Annotated in this window: 21 protein-coding genes and 1 tRNA gene; 13 read left to right on the top strand and 9 right to left on the bottom strand. The window is 54.4% G+C overall.

All coding sequences use genetic code 11. The annotated features are described in order from the left end of the window. Nucleotides 1-60: 60 nt before the first annotated feature. On the top strand, nucleotides 61-1,386 hold the full coding sequence (locus VW41_01345; GenBank protein ID AJZ87784.1) for a pyridine nucleotide-disulfide oxidoreductase: 1,326 nt from the start codon (nucleotides 61-63) through the stop codon (nucleotides 1,384-1,386). A 25-nt stretch (nucleotides 1,387-1,411) separates the two neighbouring features. Here the strand turns inward: VW41_01345 and VW41_01340 are convergent, their stop codons facing one another. Beyond that, nucleotides 1,412-2,290 (bottom strand): LysR family transcriptional regulator, encoded by an 879-nt coding sequence (locus VW41_01340; GenBank protein AJZ87783.1) that lies wholly within the window; start codon nucleotides 2,288-2,290, stop codon nucleotides 1,412-1,414. A 132-nt stretch (nucleotides 2,291-2,422) separates the two neighbouring features. Between VW41_01340 and VW41_01335 the strand changes: the two genes are divergently transcribed. Together VW41_01335 and VW41_01330 are read left to right on the top strand one after the other, a co-directional pair. After that, nucleotides 2,423-3,571, top strand: coding sequence for a beta-lactamase (locus VW41_01335; GenBank protein AJZ87782.1), 1,149 nt, complete (start codon nucleotides 2,423-2,425; stop codon nucleotides 3,569-3,571). Nucleotides 3,572-3,678: 107 nt separating this feature from the next. Next, complete coding sequence (locus VW41_01330) at nucleotides 3,679-4,212, top strand: membrane protein (protein ID AJZ87781.1); 534 nt, start codon at nucleotides 3,679-3,681, stop codon at nucleotides 4,210-4,212. On the opposite strand, the gene VW41_01325 is transcribed toward VW41_01330, so the two are convergent. Next, nucleotides 4,209-4,526 (bottom strand): multidrug transporter, encoded by a 318-nt coding sequence (locus VW41_01325; protein ID AJZ87780.1) that lies wholly within the window; start codon nucleotides 4,524-4,526, stop codon nucleotides 4,209-4,211. The genes VW41_01330 and VW41_01325 overlap by 4 nt on opposite strands. Nucleotides 4,527-4,814: 288 nt before the next feature. On the opposite strand from VW41_01325, the gene VW41_01320 reads away from it, so the two are divergent. Next, complete coding sequence (locus VW41_01320) at nucleotides 4,815-5,423, top strand: transcriptional regulator (protein AJZ87779.1); 609 nt, start codon at nucleotides 4,815-4,817, stop codon at nucleotides 5,421-5,423. A 31-nt stretch (nucleotides 5,424-5,454) separates the two neighbouring features. Here the strand turns inward: VW41_01320 and VW41_01315 are convergent, their stop codons facing one another. The 3 genes from VW41_01315 to VW41_01305 form a co-directional block, all read right to left on the bottom strand. Beyond that, nucleotides 5,455-5,601, bottom strand: coding sequence for an entericidin B membrane lipoprotein (locus VW41_01315; GenBank protein AJZ87778.1), 147 nt, complete (start codon nucleotides 5,599-5,601; stop codon nucleotides 5,455-5,457). A 104-nt stretch (nucleotides 5,602-5,705) separates the two neighbouring features. Further along, nucleotides 5,706-5,831: an entericidin A gene (locus VW41_01310; GenBank protein ID AJZ91816.1), complete on the bottom strand. Its 126-nt coding sequence runs from the start codon at nucleotides 5,829-5,831 to the stop codon at nucleotides 5,706-5,708. A gap of 73 nt (nucleotides 5,832-5,904) precedes the next feature. Further along, complete coding sequence (locus VW41_01305; GenBank protein AJZ87777.1) at nucleotides 5,905-6,471, bottom strand: elongation factor P; 567 nt, start codon at nucleotides 6,469-6,471, stop codon at nucleotides 5,905-5,907. A gap of 41 nt (nucleotides 6,472-6,512) precedes the next feature. Between VW41_01305 and VW41_01300 the strand changes: the two genes are divergently transcribed. Continuing rightward, nucleotides 6,513-7,541 carry a lysine 2,3-aminomutase gene (locus tag VW41_01300; protein ID AJZ87776.1) on the top strand — a complete coding sequence of 343 codons (1,029 nt, stop codon included), beginning with the start codon at nucleotides 6,513-6,515 and terminating at the stop codon, nucleotides 7,539-7,541. Nucleotides 7,542-7,746: 205 nt separating this feature from the next. Here VW41_01300 and VW41_01295 read toward each other — a convergent pair whose 3' ends face one another. The 4 genes from VW41_01295 to fxsA form a co-directional block, all read right to left on the bottom strand. Continuing rightward, nucleotides 7,747-8,100, bottom strand: coding sequence for a membrane protein (locus tag VW41_01295; GenBank protein AJZ87775.1), 354 nt, complete (start codon nucleotides 8,098-8,100; stop codon nucleotides 7,747-7,749). 129 nt (nucleotides 8,101-8,229) lie between these two features. Further along, the gene (gene groEL / locus VW41_01290) at nucleotides 8,230-9,885 is read right to left on the bottom strand and encodes a molecular chaperone GroEL (protein AJZ87774.1); all 1,656 of its coding nucleotides are present in this window, start codon (nucleotides 9,883-9,885) and stop codon (nucleotides 8,230-8,232) included. A 40-nt stretch (nucleotides 9,886-9,925) separates the two neighbouring features. Further along, a complete protein-coding gene (gene groES / locus VW41_01285) occupies nucleotides 9,926-10,219 on the bottom strand; it encodes a molecular chaperone GroES (GenBank protein AJZ87773.1) in 294 nt (97 codons plus the stop codon). A 134-nt stretch (nucleotides 10,220-10,353) separates the two neighbouring features. Further along, nucleotides 10,354-10,830, bottom strand: a complete 477-nt coding sequence (fxsA, locus tag VW41_01280; GenBank protein ID AJZ87772.1) for a phage T7 F exclusion suppressor FxsA — start codon at nucleotides 10,828-10,830, stop codon at nucleotides 10,354-10,356. A 344-nt stretch (nucleotides 10,831-11,174) separates the two neighbouring features. Here fxsA and aspA point away from each other — a divergent pair, with 344 nt between their 5' ends. The 8 genes from aspA (at nucleotide 11,175) to VW41_01240 (ending at nucleotide 18,493) form a co-directional block, all read left to right on the top strand. After that, a complete protein-coding gene (gene aspA, locus VW41_01275; protein ID AJZ87771.1) occupies nucleotides 11,175-12,611 on the top strand; it encodes an aspartate ammonia-lyase in 1,437 nt (478 codons plus the stop codon). A gap of 115 nt (nucleotides 12,612-12,726) precedes the next feature. Further along, nucleotides 12,727-14,028 (top strand): C4-dicarboxylate transporter, encoded by a 1,302-nt coding sequence (locus VW41_01270; protein ID AJZ87770.1) that lies wholly within the window; start codon nucleotides 12,727-12,729, stop codon nucleotides 14,026-14,028. A gap of 87 nt (nucleotides 14,029-14,115) precedes the next feature. Continuing rightward, complete coding sequence (locus VW41_01265; protein ID AJZ87769.1) at nucleotides 14,116-14,439, top strand: cation tolerance protein CutA; 324 nt, start codon at nucleotides 14,116-14,118, stop codon at nucleotides 14,437-14,439. After that, nucleotides 14,415-16,136, top strand: coding sequence for a thiol:disulfide interchange protein precursor (dipZ, locus tag VW41_01260; GenBank protein AJZ87768.1), 1,722 nt, complete (start codon nucleotides 14,415-14,417; stop codon nucleotides 16,134-16,136). Before VW41_01265 ends, dipZ begins: the two co-directional genes overlap by 25 nt. Nucleotides 16,137-16,175: 39 nt before the next feature. Further along, nucleotides 16,176-16,751: a transcriptional regulator gene (locus VW41_01255; protein ID AJZ87767.1), complete on the top strand. Its 576-nt coding sequence runs from the start codon at nucleotides 16,176-16,178 to the stop codon at nucleotides 16,749-16,751. A gap of 114 nt (nucleotides 16,752-16,865) precedes the next feature. After that, a tRNA-Phe gene (locus tag VW41_01250) sits at nucleotides 16,866-16,941 on the top strand. A 654-nt stretch (nucleotides 16,942-17,595) separates the two neighbouring features. Next, nucleotides 17,596-17,955 (top strand): hypothetical protein, encoded by a 360-nt coding sequence (locus tag VW41_01245; protein ID AJZ91815.1) that lies wholly within the window; start codon nucleotides 17,596-17,598, stop codon nucleotides 17,953-17,955. 244 nt (nucleotides 17,956-18,199) lie between these two features. Continuing rightward, nucleotides 18,200-18,493, top strand: coding sequence for a hypothetical protein (locus tag VW41_01240; protein AJZ87766.1), 294 nt, complete (start codon nucleotides 18,200-18,202; stop codon nucleotides 18,491-18,493). The last annotated feature ends 18 nt before the right edge of the window (nucleotides 18,494-18,511 follow it).

The raw sequence follows: 18,511 nt of genomic DNA, 5'->3' as shown, positions 1-18,511 counted from the left end.
GCCATTAGAGCAGAATAGAGATCGCCCACACAATGACTGGCTCACTGACGGAGAACACCCATGCAAACGTATCAGGCAATCATCATTGGCTTCGGTAAAGCGGGGAAAACCCTGGCGGCAACCCTGGCAAAACAAAACTGGAAAGTCGCCATCATCGAACAATCGCCCACAATGTACGGCGGCACCTGTATTAACATTGGCTGCATTCCAACCAAAACGCTGGTTCATGACGCGGAACGCCACCAGGACTTTACGACAGCCATCGCGCGTAAGTTCTCGGTCGTCAGCTTCCTGCGCGACAAAAACTACCGTTTGCTGGCCGACCTGGACAATGTGGACGTTATCGACGGCCACGCGGAGTTTGTCGACCAGCACAGGGTGCGCGTGATGCAAAACGGTGAAACGATTGAACTGCGCGGCGAGAAAATATTTATCAATACCGGGGCGCAGTCCGTTCTGCCGCCGATTGACGGCCTGACCACGACGCCAGGCGTGTATGACAGCACCGGGTTGCTTAATCTGACCACCCTTCCGCCTCATCTCGGTATTTTGGGTGGCGGCTACATCGGGGTTGAGTTTGCCTCAATGTTTGCAGGCTTTGGCAGCAAGGTCACACTATTCGAAGCCGCAGCCGATTTCTTGCCGCGAGAAGATCGTGACGTAGCCGCCGCCATCGCCAATATACTGCGGCAACAAGGCGTGGAGCTGATCCTCAACGCACACGTTCAGCGCGTTGAATCGCATGACAACACCGTGCACTTGCATACCAGTGATAGTCTCCACAAGGTTGACGCGCTGCTGGTTGCCTCGGGGCGAAAACCCGCCACGGACCCTCTGAATCTGAAAAACGCCGGGGTTGATGTCGATGCTCGCGGTGCCATCGTGGTGAATAAATACCTGCGTACCTCGGCGGACAACATCTGGGCGTTGGGGGACGTGACCGGGGGACTGCAGTTTACTTATATCTCGCTGGATGACTTCCGCATCGTGCGTGACAGCCTGCTGGGCGAAGGTAAACGCAATACCGGGGACAGGAAAAATGTCCCTTATTCAGTGTTTATGACGCCCCCGCAGTCGCGCATTGGCCTGACCGAGGCACAAGCCCTGGCCTGTGGTAAACCCGTTCAGGTAGTTACGCTTCCCGCGGCGGCAATTCCGAGGGCTCGAGTCATGGGCGACACGCGCGGCATGCTCAAAGCCATCGTGGACACCTCAACGCAGGAGATCCTCGGCGCGTCGCTGCTCTGCCCTGACTCTCATGAGATAATTAACCTGATTAAAACGGTAATGGATGCCGGGCTGCCCTACACCACGCTACGCGACCAAATCTTCACGCATCCCACCATGAGCGAAGCGCTTAACGACCTGTTTGGGCTGGTCAACTAACTTGTCGGGGCCGGGTAACCAGGCCCTACGCTTTCTCACACTCTCCGGCTAACCAGCCGGAGAAGTCGCGCATGGCAGGCGTTTCCGGCCTGGACTGCAGCTTTGTCAGCCAGTAGCTGCCCAGACTGATTTCTGTCTCAAACGGGCGCACAATCCGCTCGCTGTTCAGCAAGTGGGTGAACATATTCACCGGGGCAAGGGCAACCCCTGCTCCGGCCTGCGCGGCTTCGAGCATGGTTATCGAGGAATCAAAAACCATCACCAGATGCGTTGGCGATGGCGGTGCTTCACCGGCAGCCTGTAGCCACGCGGCCCATTCGTCACGCCTGTAGGAGCGCAGCAGCGTGGCGTTCAGTACATCCTTCGGTGTCTGCAATTCAGCGGCCAGCGCCGGAGAGCAAAGCGGTGACAGCGGGGCGTCACACAGGTATATCGCGTCCGTCCCGTGCCAGGCTCCGCTGCCAAATCGCACCGTATAGTCCAGCCCCTCTGCCGCCGGATCCACCCGGTTGTTGTGCGTCGAAAGCTGAAGATCGATATGCGGATAGCGCCGACGAAACGCCTCAAGGCGCGGCAGCAGAAAGCCCGTCGCGAAAGTACCCACCACGCCTAGCTTCAGTTTTTCTCTCGCCTGCGTGCCGGAAAAGCGATCCAGTACCCCGGCAATGCGGTCAAATGAATCGTTTAGGACAGGTAACAGATTTTCACCTTCCGTGGTCAACATTAATCCGCGAGAAACGCGCACAAACAGCTGACAATGCAGATGTTCTTCCAGCGCTTTCACCTGCTGACTGATGGCGGAGTGAGTGACATTCAGCTCAATGGCGGCATGGGTAAAGCTAAGATGCCTGGCGGCGGCTTCAAACGCACGCAGAGAGTTAAGCGGGATATAGCTCCGGGTCATGACAATACCTGTTAGAAAATCTTAAACCTAATGCCAAATTTAATCGTTTGTCATCGGGTGTCAAATCCAACAAACTTGCCTCGTCTGACGGGCCCGGACTGCTATCATTCTCTCTAAGGAAGGTTATCCATCATGAAAAAATCCCTTTGCCTGACGCTGCTGCTCGCCGCCTCATGCTCAAGCTTTGCCGCACAAAAAGAACTGACTGCACCGCAGATTGAAAGGCTCGTGAACCGCACTATTGCCCCGCTAATGAAAGAGCAGGCGATCCCTGGCATGGCGGTGGCCGTTATCTACAAAGGCTACCCGCTGTATTTCACCTGGGGAAAAGCCGACGTACAGCGCAATGTGCCGGTAACGCAGCAAACGTTGTTTGAACTGGGCTCGGTCAGTAAAACCTTTACCGGCGTGCTGGGCGGAGATGCTTTGGCTCGCGGCGAGGTTAGCCTTAGCGATCCGGCGCAAAAATACTGGCCTGAGCTGAATGGCGACCAGTGGAAGGGGATCACCCTGCTTCAGCTTGCCACCTACACCGCCGGAGGCCTGCCGCTGCAGGTGCCGGACAGCGTGACCAACAGTGAGGCACTGCTTAAGTTCTACCAGGACTGGCAACCGCAATGGGCACCGGGCACGCAGCGCCTCTACGCCAACGCGAGCATCGGGCTATTTGGTGCCTTGATGGTGAAGCCGTCAGGGATGAGCTTTGAACAGGCGATGTCAAAACGCGTCTTTGAGCCGCTGAGCCTTACGCATACCTGGATTAACGTTCCGGCCACGGAAGAAAGCCACTACGCCTGGGGCTACCGGGATGGTAAAGCCGTGCGGGTCTCGCCGGGCATGCTGGATGCGGAAGCCTATGGCGTGAAATCCAGCATCGAAGATATGGCCCATTGGGTGCAGGCGAACATGGCTCCCGATCGCCTGGAAGACAAAACGTTAGCTCAGGGTATTCAGCTCGCTCAGTCACACTACTGGCGGGTGGGCAGCATGTATCAGGGGCTTGGCTGGGAGATGCTGAACTGGCCGGTGAAGGCGAAAACGGTCATTGACGGCAGCGACAACAAGGTCGCCCTGGCCCCGCATCCCGCAACGCTTATTGAGCCGCCGGTCTCTAAGGTCAAAGCCTCATGGGTGCATAAAACCGGTTCTACGGGCGGCTTTGGTAGCTACGTGGCCTTTATTCCGGAGAAACAGCTTGGCATCGTGATGCTGGCAAACAAAAGTTACCCGAATACCGAGCGAGTAAAAGCTGCTTACGCCATTCTTGAAGCGCTGAAATAGAGATAACAACGACCTGCTTTACGCAGGTCTTATTATTTCCGGCTTCGCTCACACTTTATTTCCTGCCGCCATCTACACTTAGCAAAAAAACCTGGAAGGAATCTGCTATGCGCATTTGGCCAGCTGTCACCGCGCTTGCGGTCGCATTATTCGTTGTCTCCTGTAGCACCCCAACCCCTCCCCCCAACGTCACGGTCGTACAAAACTTCGAGGCAAAACGTTTTATCGGCACATGGTATGAAATCGCCCGGATGGACCATAGCTTTGAAAGCGGCCTGAATCAGGTGACGGCCACCTACAGTTTTATGGATGACGGCGGCCTGCGCGTGATAAACCGCGGGTTTAATCCGGACAGGCAGATGTGGCAACAGGCCGAAGGGAAGGCTTACTTCACCGGGGACCCGAGCGTCGCCGCGCTAAAAGTATCCTTCTTTGGCCCGTTCTACGGTGGCTATAACGTTATTGCACTGGATAAAGACTACCGCCATGCGCTGGTGTGCGGACCAGACCTCAGCTATCTGTGGATCCTGTCCCGCACGCCAACCATCAGCCCCGATCTTAAGCAACAGTTATTAGCCACCGCCGCACGTCAGGGCTTTGCGGTGGATAAATTGATTTGGGTGAAACAACCAGGCAGTTAGTGCGTGGAAAGTTTCAGGCCAACGATCCCAACCACAATCAGAGCCAGGCTAGCCAGACGCATCGGGTTAGCCGACTCTCCCAGCAGCAGAATCCCGGTAATAGCCGCGCCAACGGCACCTATCCCGGTCCACACCGCATAGGCGGTGCCGGTGGGCAGCGTTTTCATTGCCCAGGCGAGCAAAGCCATGCTGACAACCATCGCGACGATGGTGATAACGCTAGGCCACAGACGGCTAAAGCCGTGGGTATATTTAAGCCCTACTGCCCAAACAACTTCCAGTAATCCAGCAACAAACAGAACGATCCAGGCCATAACAGCTCCAGTAGAAATGGGGCCGTCCCCGTTGTGAGATGCGCTTGCGGGTCGTCCCGTAAGGCTTAGGTGAGAAGGCGATTTTAGCACCCAAACGGCTACCTGAAAATCCGTATCCAGATGCCATTCAGTGAAATAATCGTTTCACTTACCGGGCTTTGCTAAGCCTGGAATTGACAGCGAATTCGCGCGCATTTCCGTGATTCATTTTGCCAAATTTATTCATATGATAAAACGTGGTTTGCCAGCCTGCAAACGCCGCAGTAATGATTAACGTGAAGCGTGAAAATGTATAAAATATTATTGGTTGATAGGTGTTACTTCAGCCGTCAGGGACTGACGCACTTGCTCAATCAGAAAAATAATCTGGCTACGGCAGTGAGTATTTCAGAGACCGACAGTTTGCTTCTCGCTCGGGAAAAAATTATTAAATGGCAGCCTAATATGGTGATAGCCGATTTCAACAGCTTCTCAACCGCATTGCATAATATCCAGCAGCTTTCGACTATTTATTCTGCCTGTGGCGATACAACACGCCTGTTGCTCCTGCAAAGCGGACAACACCCTACCATTGCCGAGTACTGCGCGACACAAGGCACCACCGATATTTGGGATAAGTCATTATCATTGTCGGCGCTAACAGCATTAATTCAGCAGACTATTGCGACTCGCCCACCATTCCGTGAAGTGAAGCGTCATATTACGCCGTTACTGACATTACGCGAAGAAAGAATATTAAAACTCTGGAAGGAGGAAGCGAATAATGAATATATCGCCAGAGTAATGAATATAAGCGTGAAAACAGTTTACACCTATAAGCGCAACATTAGGTTGAAATTAGGGGCTGACAATAGACTCTCGCTTTTCTTAAATATCCCTGAAGCCGTTTTAGAATAACGGTACGGCACAAGTACCGTACCGAAGAACATTATTCCTGTGCTTTTGCTGCTGCACCAGAAATAGCTTTACCGCCGCTTTGAATATCCTCGCCCACGCCGCGTGTCGTATTACAGGCGGTCAACAAGGATGAAAGAACGACGAGAGAGAAAAACGCAGCAATGGCTTTCTTAATCATGAGCTTTTCCTTATACCTATGTTGTTTGTGTATAGCTCGTTAAGCATAGCTAAAAAATTGAGCAACGAAGGAAAAGCGAGGCGATTTCGGATAACTGGAGGCTATTATTTATTGGCTGCGCGCTCGATGGCGCCGCCGAGGTGCTGCAGATCTTCGCCGAATCCACGCGTGGTATTACACCCCGACAGCGCAGCGGCCAGCAGCGAGATAATAAGAATCTGTTTCAGCAAAGGGGTCATCTTCCCTGCCCTGAGAAAGCGGCGGCGCGAGCCTCAGGCACCGCGCCGCGAACCTTCACGAGAATTACTTCACGCGAGAAACGTATTCACCAGAACGGGTGTCAACTTTGATGACTTCGCCGATCTGTACGAACAACGGAACTTTAACCACAGCGCCGGTGCTCAGGGTAGCTGGCTTGCCGCCGGTCCCTGCGGTGTCGCCTTTCAGACCTGGATCGGTTTCAACGATTTCCAGCTCAACGAAGTTTGGTGGGGTGACGGAGATTGGCTGACCGTTCCACAGGGTAACGATGCACTCAGCCTGGTCCAGCAGCCATTTAGCGTTTTCGCCAACGGCTTTTTCGTCCGCAGCCAGCTGCTCGAAGGTTTGGTTGTTCATGAAGTGGTAGAACTCACCGTCGTTGTACAGGTAAGTCAGGTTCATATCGACAACGTCAGCGCCTTCTGCAGAGTCGGTAGACTTGAAGGTTTTCTCAACGCGGGTACCGGTCAGCAGACGACGCAGCTTAACGCGCGCGAACGCCTGACCCTTGCCCGGTTTTACGAATTCGCTGGCTTCAACCGCGTACGGTTCGCCATCCATCATGATTTTAAGACCGGCACGGAAATCGTTGCTAGAATAAGTCGCCATAAGGCCCTCTGAATTTGTTAACTGGTAGCTTAGCCAAAAAAATGGCACACATTGTAACCCTAAATCCCCCTCACAGAGAAGATTGGTTAACGCAACTTGCCGATGTTATAACCGATCCTGATGAACTGCTGCACATTTTAAATGTAGCCGACGATGAAGAACTGCTCGCCGGGCGTGAAGCGAGGCGTCTTTTTGCCCTGCGAGTTCCTCGCGCTTTCGTCGCGCGTATGGAAAAAGGCAACCCTAACGACCCGCTGCTGCGCCAGGTACTGACGGCAAAACAGGAGTTCGTAGCCGCCCCAGGCTTCACGACGGACCCGCTGGAGGAACAGCACAGCGTTGTCCCAGGCTTGCTCCACAAGTACCGTAACCGCGCCTTGCTGCTGGTGAAAGGCGGCTGCGCCGTAAACTGCCGCTACTGTTTCCGTCGTCACTTCCCGTATGCCGACAACCAGGGTAACAAACGCAACTGGCAAACGGCGCTGGCGTATATCAGCGAACATCCTGAGCTGGACGAAATTATCTTCTCCGGCGGCGACCCGCTGATGGCCAAAGATCACGAACTGGACTGGCTGATGAGCGAGCTCGAAGCCATTCCTCATATCAAGCGTCTGCGCATTCATAGCCGCCTGCCGATAGTTATCCCGGCGCGTGTTACCGACGGGCTGGCGGCAAGAATCGCCCGCTCATCGCTTCAGGTGCTGCTGGTTAACCATATTAACCATGCCCAGGAAATTGGCGACGATTTCCGCCTGGCTATGGCAAAGCTACGCCAGGCGGGTGTGACGCTGCTCAACCAAAGCGTGCTGCTGCGCGGCGTGAACGACAGCGCGCCAACGCTGGCCAATCTGAGCAATGCATTATTTGATGCAGGCGTGATGCCGTATTACCTGCACGTACTCGACAGAGTGCAGGGTGCGGCACATTTTATGGTGGAAGACGAAGAAGCCCGGGCGATTATGCGAGAGCTGCTGACGCTGGTTTCTGGCTATATGGTGCCGAAGCTGGCGAGAGAAATAGGCGGGGAACCGAGCAAGACGCCGCTGGATTTGCAATTGCGGCAGAAGTGAGAGCATAGCGCCCTCACCCTAATCCTCCCCCCGGGAGAGGCAACCGTGTAGTGCTACCTTCGACTACAGAAAAAGCCCACGGCTTTATCCCTTACCAGATGAAAGGGAACCGTGTAGCTTTCCCCGATCTCTATCAGCAAGAGCACTTCCGTTTTTCTCCCTCTCCCTGAGGGAGAGGGCCGGGGTGAGGGGAATACTTACTGGATCAGTTCGGGCACTTATAAACCTGACCGGTCATTTGGCTGGCCGTTGGCGCAAAGCTCGAGAGCAGAGTCTGGGTTGGGCTGCTCACGCCGTACAGCACGTTGCCGCCCATTTCGGCCGCATTGTTACGCAGTGCATTCGCCGCGCCGCGCATAGAGCCGCCCTCATCACCGTGCTGGCCAGACAGCCAGTTGCTCTGTTCACCGGTGGCGGTGCCTAACAGACGGCATTCACTACCCGGTTTATCCTCTACAAAACGAACGCTCTGGCCGCCGGAGCTAAGCTGATTGCCCGTGCTACATCCTGCCAGCAGCAGCGCTGCCACAACCACTCCTGATGAGACTTTCATGCGCATGTTATTCCCCGTAATCAAGGTATTGAGCCGTTATCGCCCGGTAAGCACTTATACCAGACTGTGAACAAAAGAAAAAACCCCCAGACATTTCTGACTGAGGGTTTCTTTAACACAAGGTGCTAAGGCGAATTACATCATACCGCCCATGCCACCCATGCCGCCCATGCCGCCCATACCACCAGCAGCGCCTAAGTCAGGTGCATCGCCTTTAGGCAGGTCGGTTACCATGCACTCGGTAGTGATCATCAGGCCCGCAACGGAAGCCGCGTACTGCAGAGCAGAACGGGTTACTTTGGTTGGGTCCAGGATACCGAAGTCGATCATGTTGCCGTATTCTTCAGTCGCCGCGTTGTAACCGTAGTTACCTTCGCCCGCTTTCACCGCGTTGGTGACAACGGATGGCTCTTCACCGGCGTTGGAAACGATCTGACGCAGAGGAGCTTCCATCGCGCGCAGCGCAACTTTGATACCTACGTTCTGGTCTTCGTTCTGAGCGGTCAGGCCAGCCAGTTTAGCAGCAACGCGAACCAGCGCTACGCCACCACCGGCAACCACGCCTTCTTCCACCGCAGCACGGGTAGCGTGCAGGGCATCGTCGACGCGAGCTTTTTTCTCTTTCATTTCAACTTCGGTAGCTGCACCGACTTTGATTACCGCTACGCCGCCAGCCAGTTTCGCTACGCGTTCCTGCAGTTTTTCACGGTCGTAGTCAGAAGTTGCTTCTTCGATCTGCTTACGGATCTGACCAACGCGGCCCTGAATAGCGGCTTCTTCACCCACGCCATCGATGATGGTGGTGGTGTCTTTGTTGATCACAACACGTTTAGCCTGGCCGAGGTCTTCCAGGGTCGCTTTTTCCAGCTCCATACCGATCTCTTCAGAGATAACGGTACCGCCGGTCAGGGTAGCGATGTCCTGCAGCATAGCTTTACGGCGGTCGCCGAAGCCCGGTGCCTTAACCGCAGCCACTTTGACGATGCCACGCATGGTGTTAACCACCAGGGTAGCCAGCGCTTCGCCTTCAACATCTTCAGCGATGATAACCAGCGGTTTGCCTGCTTTCGCAACGGCTTCCAGCACTGGCAGCATTTCGCGGATGTTGGAGATTTTTTTGTCAGCCAGCAGGATGAACGGGCTTTCCAGCTCAACAGCGCCAGTTTCTGGCTTGTTGATGAAGTATGGGGACAGGTAGCCGCGGTCGAACTGCATGCCTTCCACCACGTCCAGTTCGTCTTCCAGACCGGTACCGTCTTCAACGGTGATAACGCCTTCTTTACCGACTTTATCCATCGCTTCCGCGATCAGTTTACCTACGGTTTCGTCGGAGTTAGCGGAGATGGTACCAACCTGAGCAATCGCTTTAGAGTCAGAGCACGGCACGGACAGCGCTTTCAGCTCTTCAACTGCGGCAACAACGGCTTTATCGATACCGCGTTTCAGGTCCATTGGGTTCATGCCAGCAGCAACGGCTTTCAGGCCTTCGGTGATGATAGCCTGAGCCAGAACGGTTGCGGTGGTGGTACCGTCGCCTGCAGCGTCGTTCGCTTTAGAGGCAACTTCTTTCACCATCTGTGCGCCCATGTTTTCGAACTTGTCTTCCAGCTCGATTTCACGCGCAACGGAAACACCATCTTTGGTGATGGTCGGTGCACCGAAAGATTTATCCAGAACCACGTTACGGCCTTTAGGACCGAGGGTAACTTTCACTGCATCTGCCAGTACGTTAACGCCGCGCAGCATTTTTACACGAGCGTCGTTACCGAATTTTACGTCTTTAGCTGCCATTTCTTCTGTTCCTCAAATTCGTTCAGGTTCGTGCGTCAAATTACGCTTCAACAATTGCCAGGATGTCGCTTTCGGACATGATCAGCACTTCTTCGTTGTCGATTTTCTCGGACTTCACGCCGTAGCCATCGTTGAAGATAACGATGTCACCCACTTTCACGTCCAGCGGCTGCACGCTACCGTTTTCCAGGATGCGGCCTTTACCGACAGCGATGATCTCGCCACGAGTTGATTTGCCCGCTGCGGAGCCAGTCAGAACGATGCCGCCCGCAGATTTGGACTCAACTTCTTTACGCTTGACGATGACACGATCATGTAATGGACGAATGCTCATTGATAGCTCTCCTTTGAGAAAGTCAGTATCAGATAGTTAGGTAACGCCGTCCCACAGGGGGAATCAGCTGGTGACCTGATTAATGGGGATGCGCTTTCCCCCCTTCAAGGGGGGAAAACAAAAAAAACTAAAATTTAACGATCGTCCCGGTGCTGGTCGTCGAGGCGCTTTGGCGCGTCGTCTTTACGCTGGAACTCACCGTCGAATGTATTGCCCCCTTCATTGCCGGCGCTAAAACCGCCGCCCGGCATGCGGGAGAAGCGCAAATGCGGCATCAGCTTCAGCGTCAGGTGCTTTTGCACCGGCGGCAACAGCAGCAGCAGGCCGAGGAAGTCGGTAAAGAACCCCGGCAGCAGCAGCAAAATACCGGCCATGATCAGCGAGACGCTTTTGATCATCTCCGCCGCAGGGCTTTCGCCCGTCGCCATCTTCTGCTGCATCAGCATCAAGTTTTTAAAGCCCTGGTTACGCACCAGAGAAAGGCCAATCACCGAAGTGAAAATGACCAGAATCAGGGTCATAAAGACCCCCAGAACGTGTGCCACCTGTATGAACAGCGAAATTTCGATGTAAACATAGAGGAAAACGGCAATAAGCGGGATCCAGCGCACTATACGCTCCTGTCATCGGGCGAGCCTGTTAATGGTCTCGCAAAAAATAGATTAGCAATTACGCGTAGGGGGGAGATGGCGACGCCGTAGACAAAGATCAATGTTTATTACGTGAATTTTTTCTGGAAATTTTCAACTATTGACCTATATCACATATTAATAATTGTTATGCATGGCGGCTTTTAATAAGTGATCCAGGTTACTGCTTTTCGCTATCATCAGCATATCATCACGATAACGCGGTCGAATATGGACATAATCGTCGGCCTATTAAGCTCACAACCACATTTCGTGTGTGTGAATAAAACAGTGCATTTATCTGCAGCTTTACTAAGAAGGTTCACATGTTAAATAACATTCGTATCGAAGAAGATTTGTTGGGTACCAGGGAAGTGCCAGCGGATGCCTACTATGGCGTTCATACTCTGAGAGCGATTGAAAACTTCTACATTAGCAACAGTAAAATCAGTGACATACCGGAATTTGTACGCGGTATGGTGATGGTGAAAAAAGCGGCGGCAATGGCGAACAAGGAACTGCAAACCATTCCTAAGAGCATCGCGAACACCATCATTCAGGCCTGTGATGAAGTCCTGAACAACGGCAAATGCATGGATCAGTTCCCGGTAGACGTCTACCAGGGTGGCGCCGGTACTTCGGTCAACATGAACACCAACGAAGTCCTCGCCAACATCGGTCTGGAACTGATGGGCCACCAGAAAGGTGAATACCAGTTCCTGAACCCGAACGACCACGTCAACAAATGCCAGTCCACCAACGATGCTTATCCGACTGGCTTCCGCATCGCGGTTTACGCCTCCATCGTGAAACTGATCGACGCTATCAACCAACTGGGCGAAGGCTTCCAGCGTAAAGCGGTTGAGTTTTCTGAGATCCTGAAAATGGGCCGTACCCAGCTTCAGGATGCGGTCCCAATGACCCTCGGCCAGGAATTCCACGCGTTCAACGTGTTGCTCACTGAAGAAACCAAAAACCTGCTGCGCACCGCTGAACTGCTGCTGGAAGTGAACCTCGGCGCAACCGCCATCGGTACCCGCCTCAACACGCCAGATGGTTACCAGCAGTTGGCCGTACAGAAACTGGCGGAAGTCAGCGGCCTGGCCTGTGTGCCGGCAGAAGACCTGATTGAAGCGACCTCTGACTGCGGCGCATACGTAATGGTGCACAGCTCCCTGAAGCGCCTGGCCGTGAAAATGTCCAAGATTTGTAACGACCTGCGCCTGCTCTCTTCCGGCCCGCGCGCTGGCCTGAACGAAATCAACCTGCCAGAGCTGCAGGCCGGTTCTTCTATCATGCCGGCCAAAGTGAACCCGGTTGTCCCGGAAGTGGTGAATCAGGTTTGCTTCAAAGTCATCGGTAACGACACCACGGTGACCATGGCATCCGAAGCGGGTCAGCTGCAGCTGAACGTGATGGAGCCGGTCATTGGCCAGGCGATGTTCGAATCAATCCATATCCTGACCAACGCCTGCTACAACCTGCTGGAAAAATGCATTAACGGCATCACCGCGAATAAAGAAGTGTGTGAAAGCTACGTGTACAACTCCATCGGCATCGTGACCTATCTGAACCCGTTCATTGGTCACCACAACGGCGACATCGTCGGCAAGATTTGTGCGGAAACCGGCAAGAGCGTGCGCGAGGTCGTGCTGGAGCGCGGCCTGCTGACCGAAGCCGAGCTGGACGATATCTTCTCCGTCCACAACCTGATGCACCCGGTCTACAAAGCTAAGCGCTATACCGATGAAAGCGAACAATAATTCATCAGCATAAACGCCAAAAGGCACGTCCAGTCGGACGTGCCTTTTTCATTTTAACGGTATACGAAAACACAACATTTCATTTTCATCTCATTAAAACATCAAGGAAGCGACCATGATAGTCATCGAGCTCATCATCGTGTTAGCAGCGATATTTCTGGGGGCAAGGCTTGGCGGGATAGGTATTGGCTACGCAGGTGGACTGGGGGTTTTGGTTCTCGCGGCGATAGGCGTCAAACCCGGCAATATTCCCTTCGACGTTATTTCCATCATTATGGCGGTCATTGCGGCTATCTCAGCGATGCAAATCGCCGGAGGCCTCGATTACCTCGTTCACCAAACCGAGAAACTGCTCCGCAAGAACCCTAAATACATCACCATTCTTGCGCCAATGGTGACCTGGTTTCTGACCATTTTCGCCGGCACCGGCAACATCTCGCTGGCAACACTGCCGGTGATTGCCGAAGTGGCCAAGGAGCAAGGTATCAAACCCTGCCGTCCACTCTCGACGGCGGTGGTTTCAGCTCAGATAGCCATTACCGCTTCGCCAATTTCCGCCGCGGTGGTTTACATGTCATCGGTGATGGAAGGCCACGGTATCAGCTACATTCAGTTGCTGTCGGTTGTGATCCCCTCCACGCTGCTGGCCGTGCTGGTGATGTCGTTCCTGGTCTCCATCCTGTTCGACTCAAAGCTGTCCAACGATCCGGTTTATCTCAAACGCCTGGAAGAAGGCCTGATTGAGCTGCGTGGCGACAAGCAAATCGAGATTAAACCTCGCGCGAAGACTTCCGTGTACCTCTTCCTGCTCGGCGTGGTTGGCGTGGTTATCTACGCCATTATCAACAGCCCAAGTCTCGGCCTTGTCGCTACGCCGCTGATGAATACCACTAATGCGATCCTGATTATTATGCTGTCGGTCGCCACCTTAACCACCGTGATTTGCGGTGTGGAAACCGAAAGTATCCTTAGCTCCAGTACCTTCAAGGCCGGAATGAGCGCCTGTATCTGTATTCTGGGCGTCGCATGGCTGGGCGATACCTTCGTTTCCGCCAATATTGACTGGATCAAAGAAACCGCAGGTAGCGTGATTCAGGGCCATCCGTGGCTGCTGGCGGTGATTTTCTTCTTTGCCTCGGCGCTGCTTTACTCTCAGGCCGCAACGGCTAAAGCGCTGATGCCGATGGCTCTGGCGCTCAACGTCTCACCGCTAACCGCCGTGGCTTCCTTCGCCGCAGTCTCTGGCCTGTTTATTCTGCCAACCTACCCGACCCTGGTCGCTGCGGTGCAGATGGACGATACCGGCACCACGCGCATCGGCAAGTTTGTCTTCAACCATCCGTTCTTCATTCCCGGCACAATGGGCGTAGTGCTGGCGGTCTGCTTCGGCTTTGTGTTCGGCAGCGTGCTGCTGTAAATCTCTTCAAAGACGGGTTGTTATTCGGCCCGTCTTCTCCTCCTCATGCTATAGTCGATGCCGTTTCCTCCCATAATGAGGTTTGCGATGTCGATGACCCAGGCTGTCGTTGTTCTCTGTACCGCCCCGGATGAAGCCAGCGCTCAGGATCTGGCCGCGAAAGCGCTGGCGGAAAAACTTGCCTCCTGCGTGACGCTGCTGCCGGGTGCGACTTCGCTCTATTACTGGGAGGGAAAACTGGAGCAGGAGTACGAAGTACAAATGCTGCTCAAGAGCGACGTGGAGCACCAGGAGGCCCTGCTTGCCTGCCTGAAGACCCATCACCCTTATCAAACGCCTGAACTGCTGGTTCTGCCAGTTGCACACGGAAACAGTGAATATCTCTCATGGCTTTACGCATCATTACGCTAGTCCTGCTGCTTTGCAGTTCGCAGGCCTTTGCCGGGCTGTTTGACGCCCAGAATAAAACGCAGTTTGTCCCGGTAGACCAGGCCTTTGCCTTTGATTTTCAGCAGGCGGAACACAAGCTGACGCTCGGCTGGCAGATAAAACCCGGCTATTACCTTTACCGCCAGCAGATAAAAGTGGTGCCCGCCAGCGCGGACATTGCCCCCCTGGCGATTCCCAGGGGCACCTGGCACGAAGATGAGTTCTACGGCAAAACCGAGATCTTCACCCAGCGGCTAAACCTGCCCATTACGGTAAACGCCGCCAGCAAAGGCGCGTCTATCAGCGTCACCTATCAGGGCTGCGCCGAGGCTGGGTTCTGCTATCCGCCGGAAACACGCGTTGTGCCGTTGAGTGCAGTAGCCCCTCAGGCGCCATCCGACTCTGCAGTTGATTCCTCACTCTCTCCTTCCGGGGAGAGGGGCACAGACCACTCCAGCCCCGCGTCGCTTCCCTTTTCCGCGCTATGGGCCTTCCTGATCGGCATTGGTATCGCCTTCACCCCCTGCGTGCTGCCGATGTATCCGCTCATCTCCGGCATCGTGCTGGGCGGTAAACAACGCCTGTCCACCGCCCGAGCGCTGCTGCTGGCCTTTATTTACGTGCAGGGCATGGCGGTGACCTACACCGCACTCGGCCTGGTGGTTGCCGCCGCCGGACTCCAGTTCCAGGCGGCGCTACAGCATCCATACGTGCTGATTGGCCTGTCGGTGCTCTTTATCTTGCTTGCCGCCTCAATGTTCGGCCTGTTCACGCTGCAGCTGCCATCATCGCTGCAAACGCGCCTGACGCTAATGAGCAACCGCCAGCAGGGCGGCTCAGCGGGCGGCGTATTTGCCATGGGCGCGCTGGCCGGGCTTATCTGCTCGCCGTGCACTACCGCGCCGCTTAGCGCCATCCTGCTGTATATCGCGCAGAGTGGAAATATGTTGCTCGGCGGCGGCACGCTTTACCTTTACGCGCTGGGCATGGGCCTGCCGCTAATCCTGATCACCGTTTTCGGCAATCGCCTGCTGCCGAAAAGCGGGCCGTGGATGGAAAGCATCAAAACGGCCTTTGGCTTTGTGATACTGGCGCTGCCGGTCTTCCTGCTCGAACGTGTGCTGGGCGACACCTGGGGGCTGAGGCTGTGGAGCCTGCTGGGCGTAGCCTTCTTCGGCTGGGCATTTATCACCAGTCTTGGGGCAAAGAAACCTTGGCTCCGCATGCTGCAAATTATCCTGCTGGGTGCCGCGCTGGTCGCCGCTCGTCCGCTGCAGGACTGGGCTTTTGGCTCTCCGACATCCGCTCAGGCACACCCTCACCTCAGCTTTAACAAAATAACCAACGTCAAGCAGCTCGATGCCGCGCTGGCCGCTGCAAAAGGCAAACCGGTGATGCTCGATTTGTATGCCGACTGGTGCGTGGCGTGTAAAGAGTTTGAGAAATACACCTTTAGCGATCCGCAGGTACAAAAAGCGCTGTCTGGCACCGTTTTACTCCAGGCCGATGTCACGGCAAACAATGCGGACGACAAGGCCCTGTTGAAGCATTTACAGGTGCTCGGTCTGCCAACCATTTTATTCTTTGATGCTAACGGCGTTGAACAACCGGCAGACCGCGTAACGGGCTTTATGGCCGCCGCCGCGTTCAGCGAGCATTTGCGCAATCGTAGCCAGTAAACAACACTTAAATCCGTTAGGAAACGTAAGGAGAAACCCATGCAACGCGAAGAAGTTCTGGAGCACGCCCTGCATGTCCTTGAACGTGAAGGCATTGCCAGCACGACGCTGGAGATGGTGGCGAAAGAAGCCGATTATCCCCTCGCTGAAGTTCGCCAGTTCTGGCCCGACAGCGAAGCCCTGCTGTACGACGCCCTGCGCTACTTAAGCTCGCAGGTGGATGTTTGGCGGCGCCAATTGATGCTGGACGAAGAGCTGACGCCGGAGCAGAAGCTGCTGAAGCGCTACCACGCCCTGACCGAATGCGAGAGCAACCAGCGCTATCCCGGCTGCCTGTTTATTGCCGCCTGCACCTTCTACCCCGATGCCGCGCACCCGATTCATCAACTGGCGGACCAGCAGAAAAAAGCGGCCTGGGAGTACACTCACGACCTGCTGACGCAAATGGAAGTGGACGACCCGACAATGGTCGCGCATCAAATGGAGCTGGTGCTGGAAGGCTGCCTGAGCAAGCTATTGGTGAAGCGCAGTCAGACTGATATCGACACGGCCAGAACCCTTGCGGAAGATATTCTGCGCTTTGCGCTGTGCCGTACCGGCGGGGCATTAACCTGAAGCACGTCTTTTTGCTGCCTTTGACTGAAAAGCAGGCAATCAGCATAGTTTTAGGTAATTTTTATGACAAAGCCGTTGACGCCTGGCGGCCTTTACGGTTTAATGCGGCCCGTTGCCCGGATAGCTCAGTCGGTAGAGCAGGGGATTGAAAATCCCCGTGTCCTTGGTTCGATTCCGAGTCCGGGCACCACTATTTAGAAGAACCAGCCTACGGGCTGGTTTTTTGCTTTTGGCGATACGGCCTCTCCATCGAACTGACGTTTTTGGCCGAGTCCGGGCACCGCTCTTTAGAAGAACCCGCCTATGGCGGTTTTTTTGCTTTTGGCGATACGGCCTCTGTAACAGACTAAAAATAACCGGTGCCGCGCGGGACAGAGGCGCCCTCTTCCAGCGCTTCTTCCACAGCCCAATAAATACACCCCTGCATATTACGCACGATGTTCAAACCGGGGCGCTGGCCTGTATTTTTGAGTAAAGCAGGGACTAGTAGCTCTTACGAACCCAGGAAGAACGCAATCTACTGAAGCCAGAAATTCAGCGTGATCAGGCCGCAGGTCAGCAGCACGGTGAGGATTAATTCGAAACTGTAGCGTCGCAACATTATCTGAACTCCAGAAAGAAACACCCGGCAAGCCGGGTGTTTGTGTTAACGCTTCAAGCTAGCGGGATTGCCCCGTTAAACTTATGCTGCTGGCTTCACGGCTGGTTTTGCAGCAGCTTTGTGATGTTTTTTCACATGTTTTTTAGCAGCCTGCGCTTTCTGGGCAACAGGTTTTACTGCTTTTTTGTGATGCTTTTTAGCAGCCTGAGCCTTCTGTGCAGCTGGTTTTACTGCTTTTTTGTGATGCTTTTTAGCAGCCTGAGCCTTCTGTGCAGCTGGTTTTACTGCTTTTTTGTGGTGCTTTTTAGCAGCCTGAGCCTTCTGCGCAGCTGGTTTTACTGCTTTTTTGTGGTGCTTTTTAGCAGCCTGAGCTTTCTGCTCGGTGGCTGGCTTAGCGGCTTTTTTGTGGTGCTTTTTAGCGGCCTGTGCTTTCTGAGCGGCAGCTTTTTTGTGTTTCTTATGGTGCGTTACTTTTGCAGCTGGAGCTTTAGCAGCAGGTGCAGCGGCGGTAGTGGCCGGCGCAGCAGCTGGTGCAGTAGCGGTAGTGTCAGCAGCGAAAGCGGCGGAAGACAGACCCATAGCAGCGGCAACAACCAGAGCTAATACTTTTTTCATTTCGACATCCTCGAATTTGTTTTCGTGTTTACCCCACTGCGGGGCCGTTGAAATGAACTATAGGCGTGTGGCACAAACTCTTCAGTGAGTGATTGGTATCGGCGTGTAATGAAATGTACAACGTCGAATTGGGTGATTGGGCCCCCGACATGCCGCCTCTTTCCGGCAACACGGCCATTCACCGCTATGTTAGATTGGCTGACAAACAGACTCATCCTTACAGGAGCAAAGCATGGCCGCATACTGGATTGCCCACGTCACCGTTCACAACCCTAAGCAGTACCAAAGCTATATCGATTTATCCCCGGCGGCATTTACGCGCTATAACGCCCGCTTCCTGGCCCGGGGTGGCAAAGCGGAAGTTGTAGAAGGCGATGCGGCTTTCACCCGGCACGTAGTGATTGAGTTTGCCGATATGGAGACGGCGCTGGCCTGCTATCACTCGCCTGAATACCAGCGCGCTCGTCAGGAAAGGGCCAGCGTTGCAGAAGCGATGATCACCATCGTTGAGGGCCTGCCTGGCTGAGTCTTGTGAACCCAGCCA

The organism is Klebsiella michiganensis, assembly GCA_000963575.1.
Classification (GTDB): domain Bacteria; phylum Pseudomonadota; class Gammaproteobacteria; order Enterobacterales; family Enterobacteriaceae; genus Cedecea; species Cedecea michiganensis_A.
Note: the sequence above shows the minus strand (reverse complement) of the source record. Positions and strands in the feature narration are given on the sequence as shown.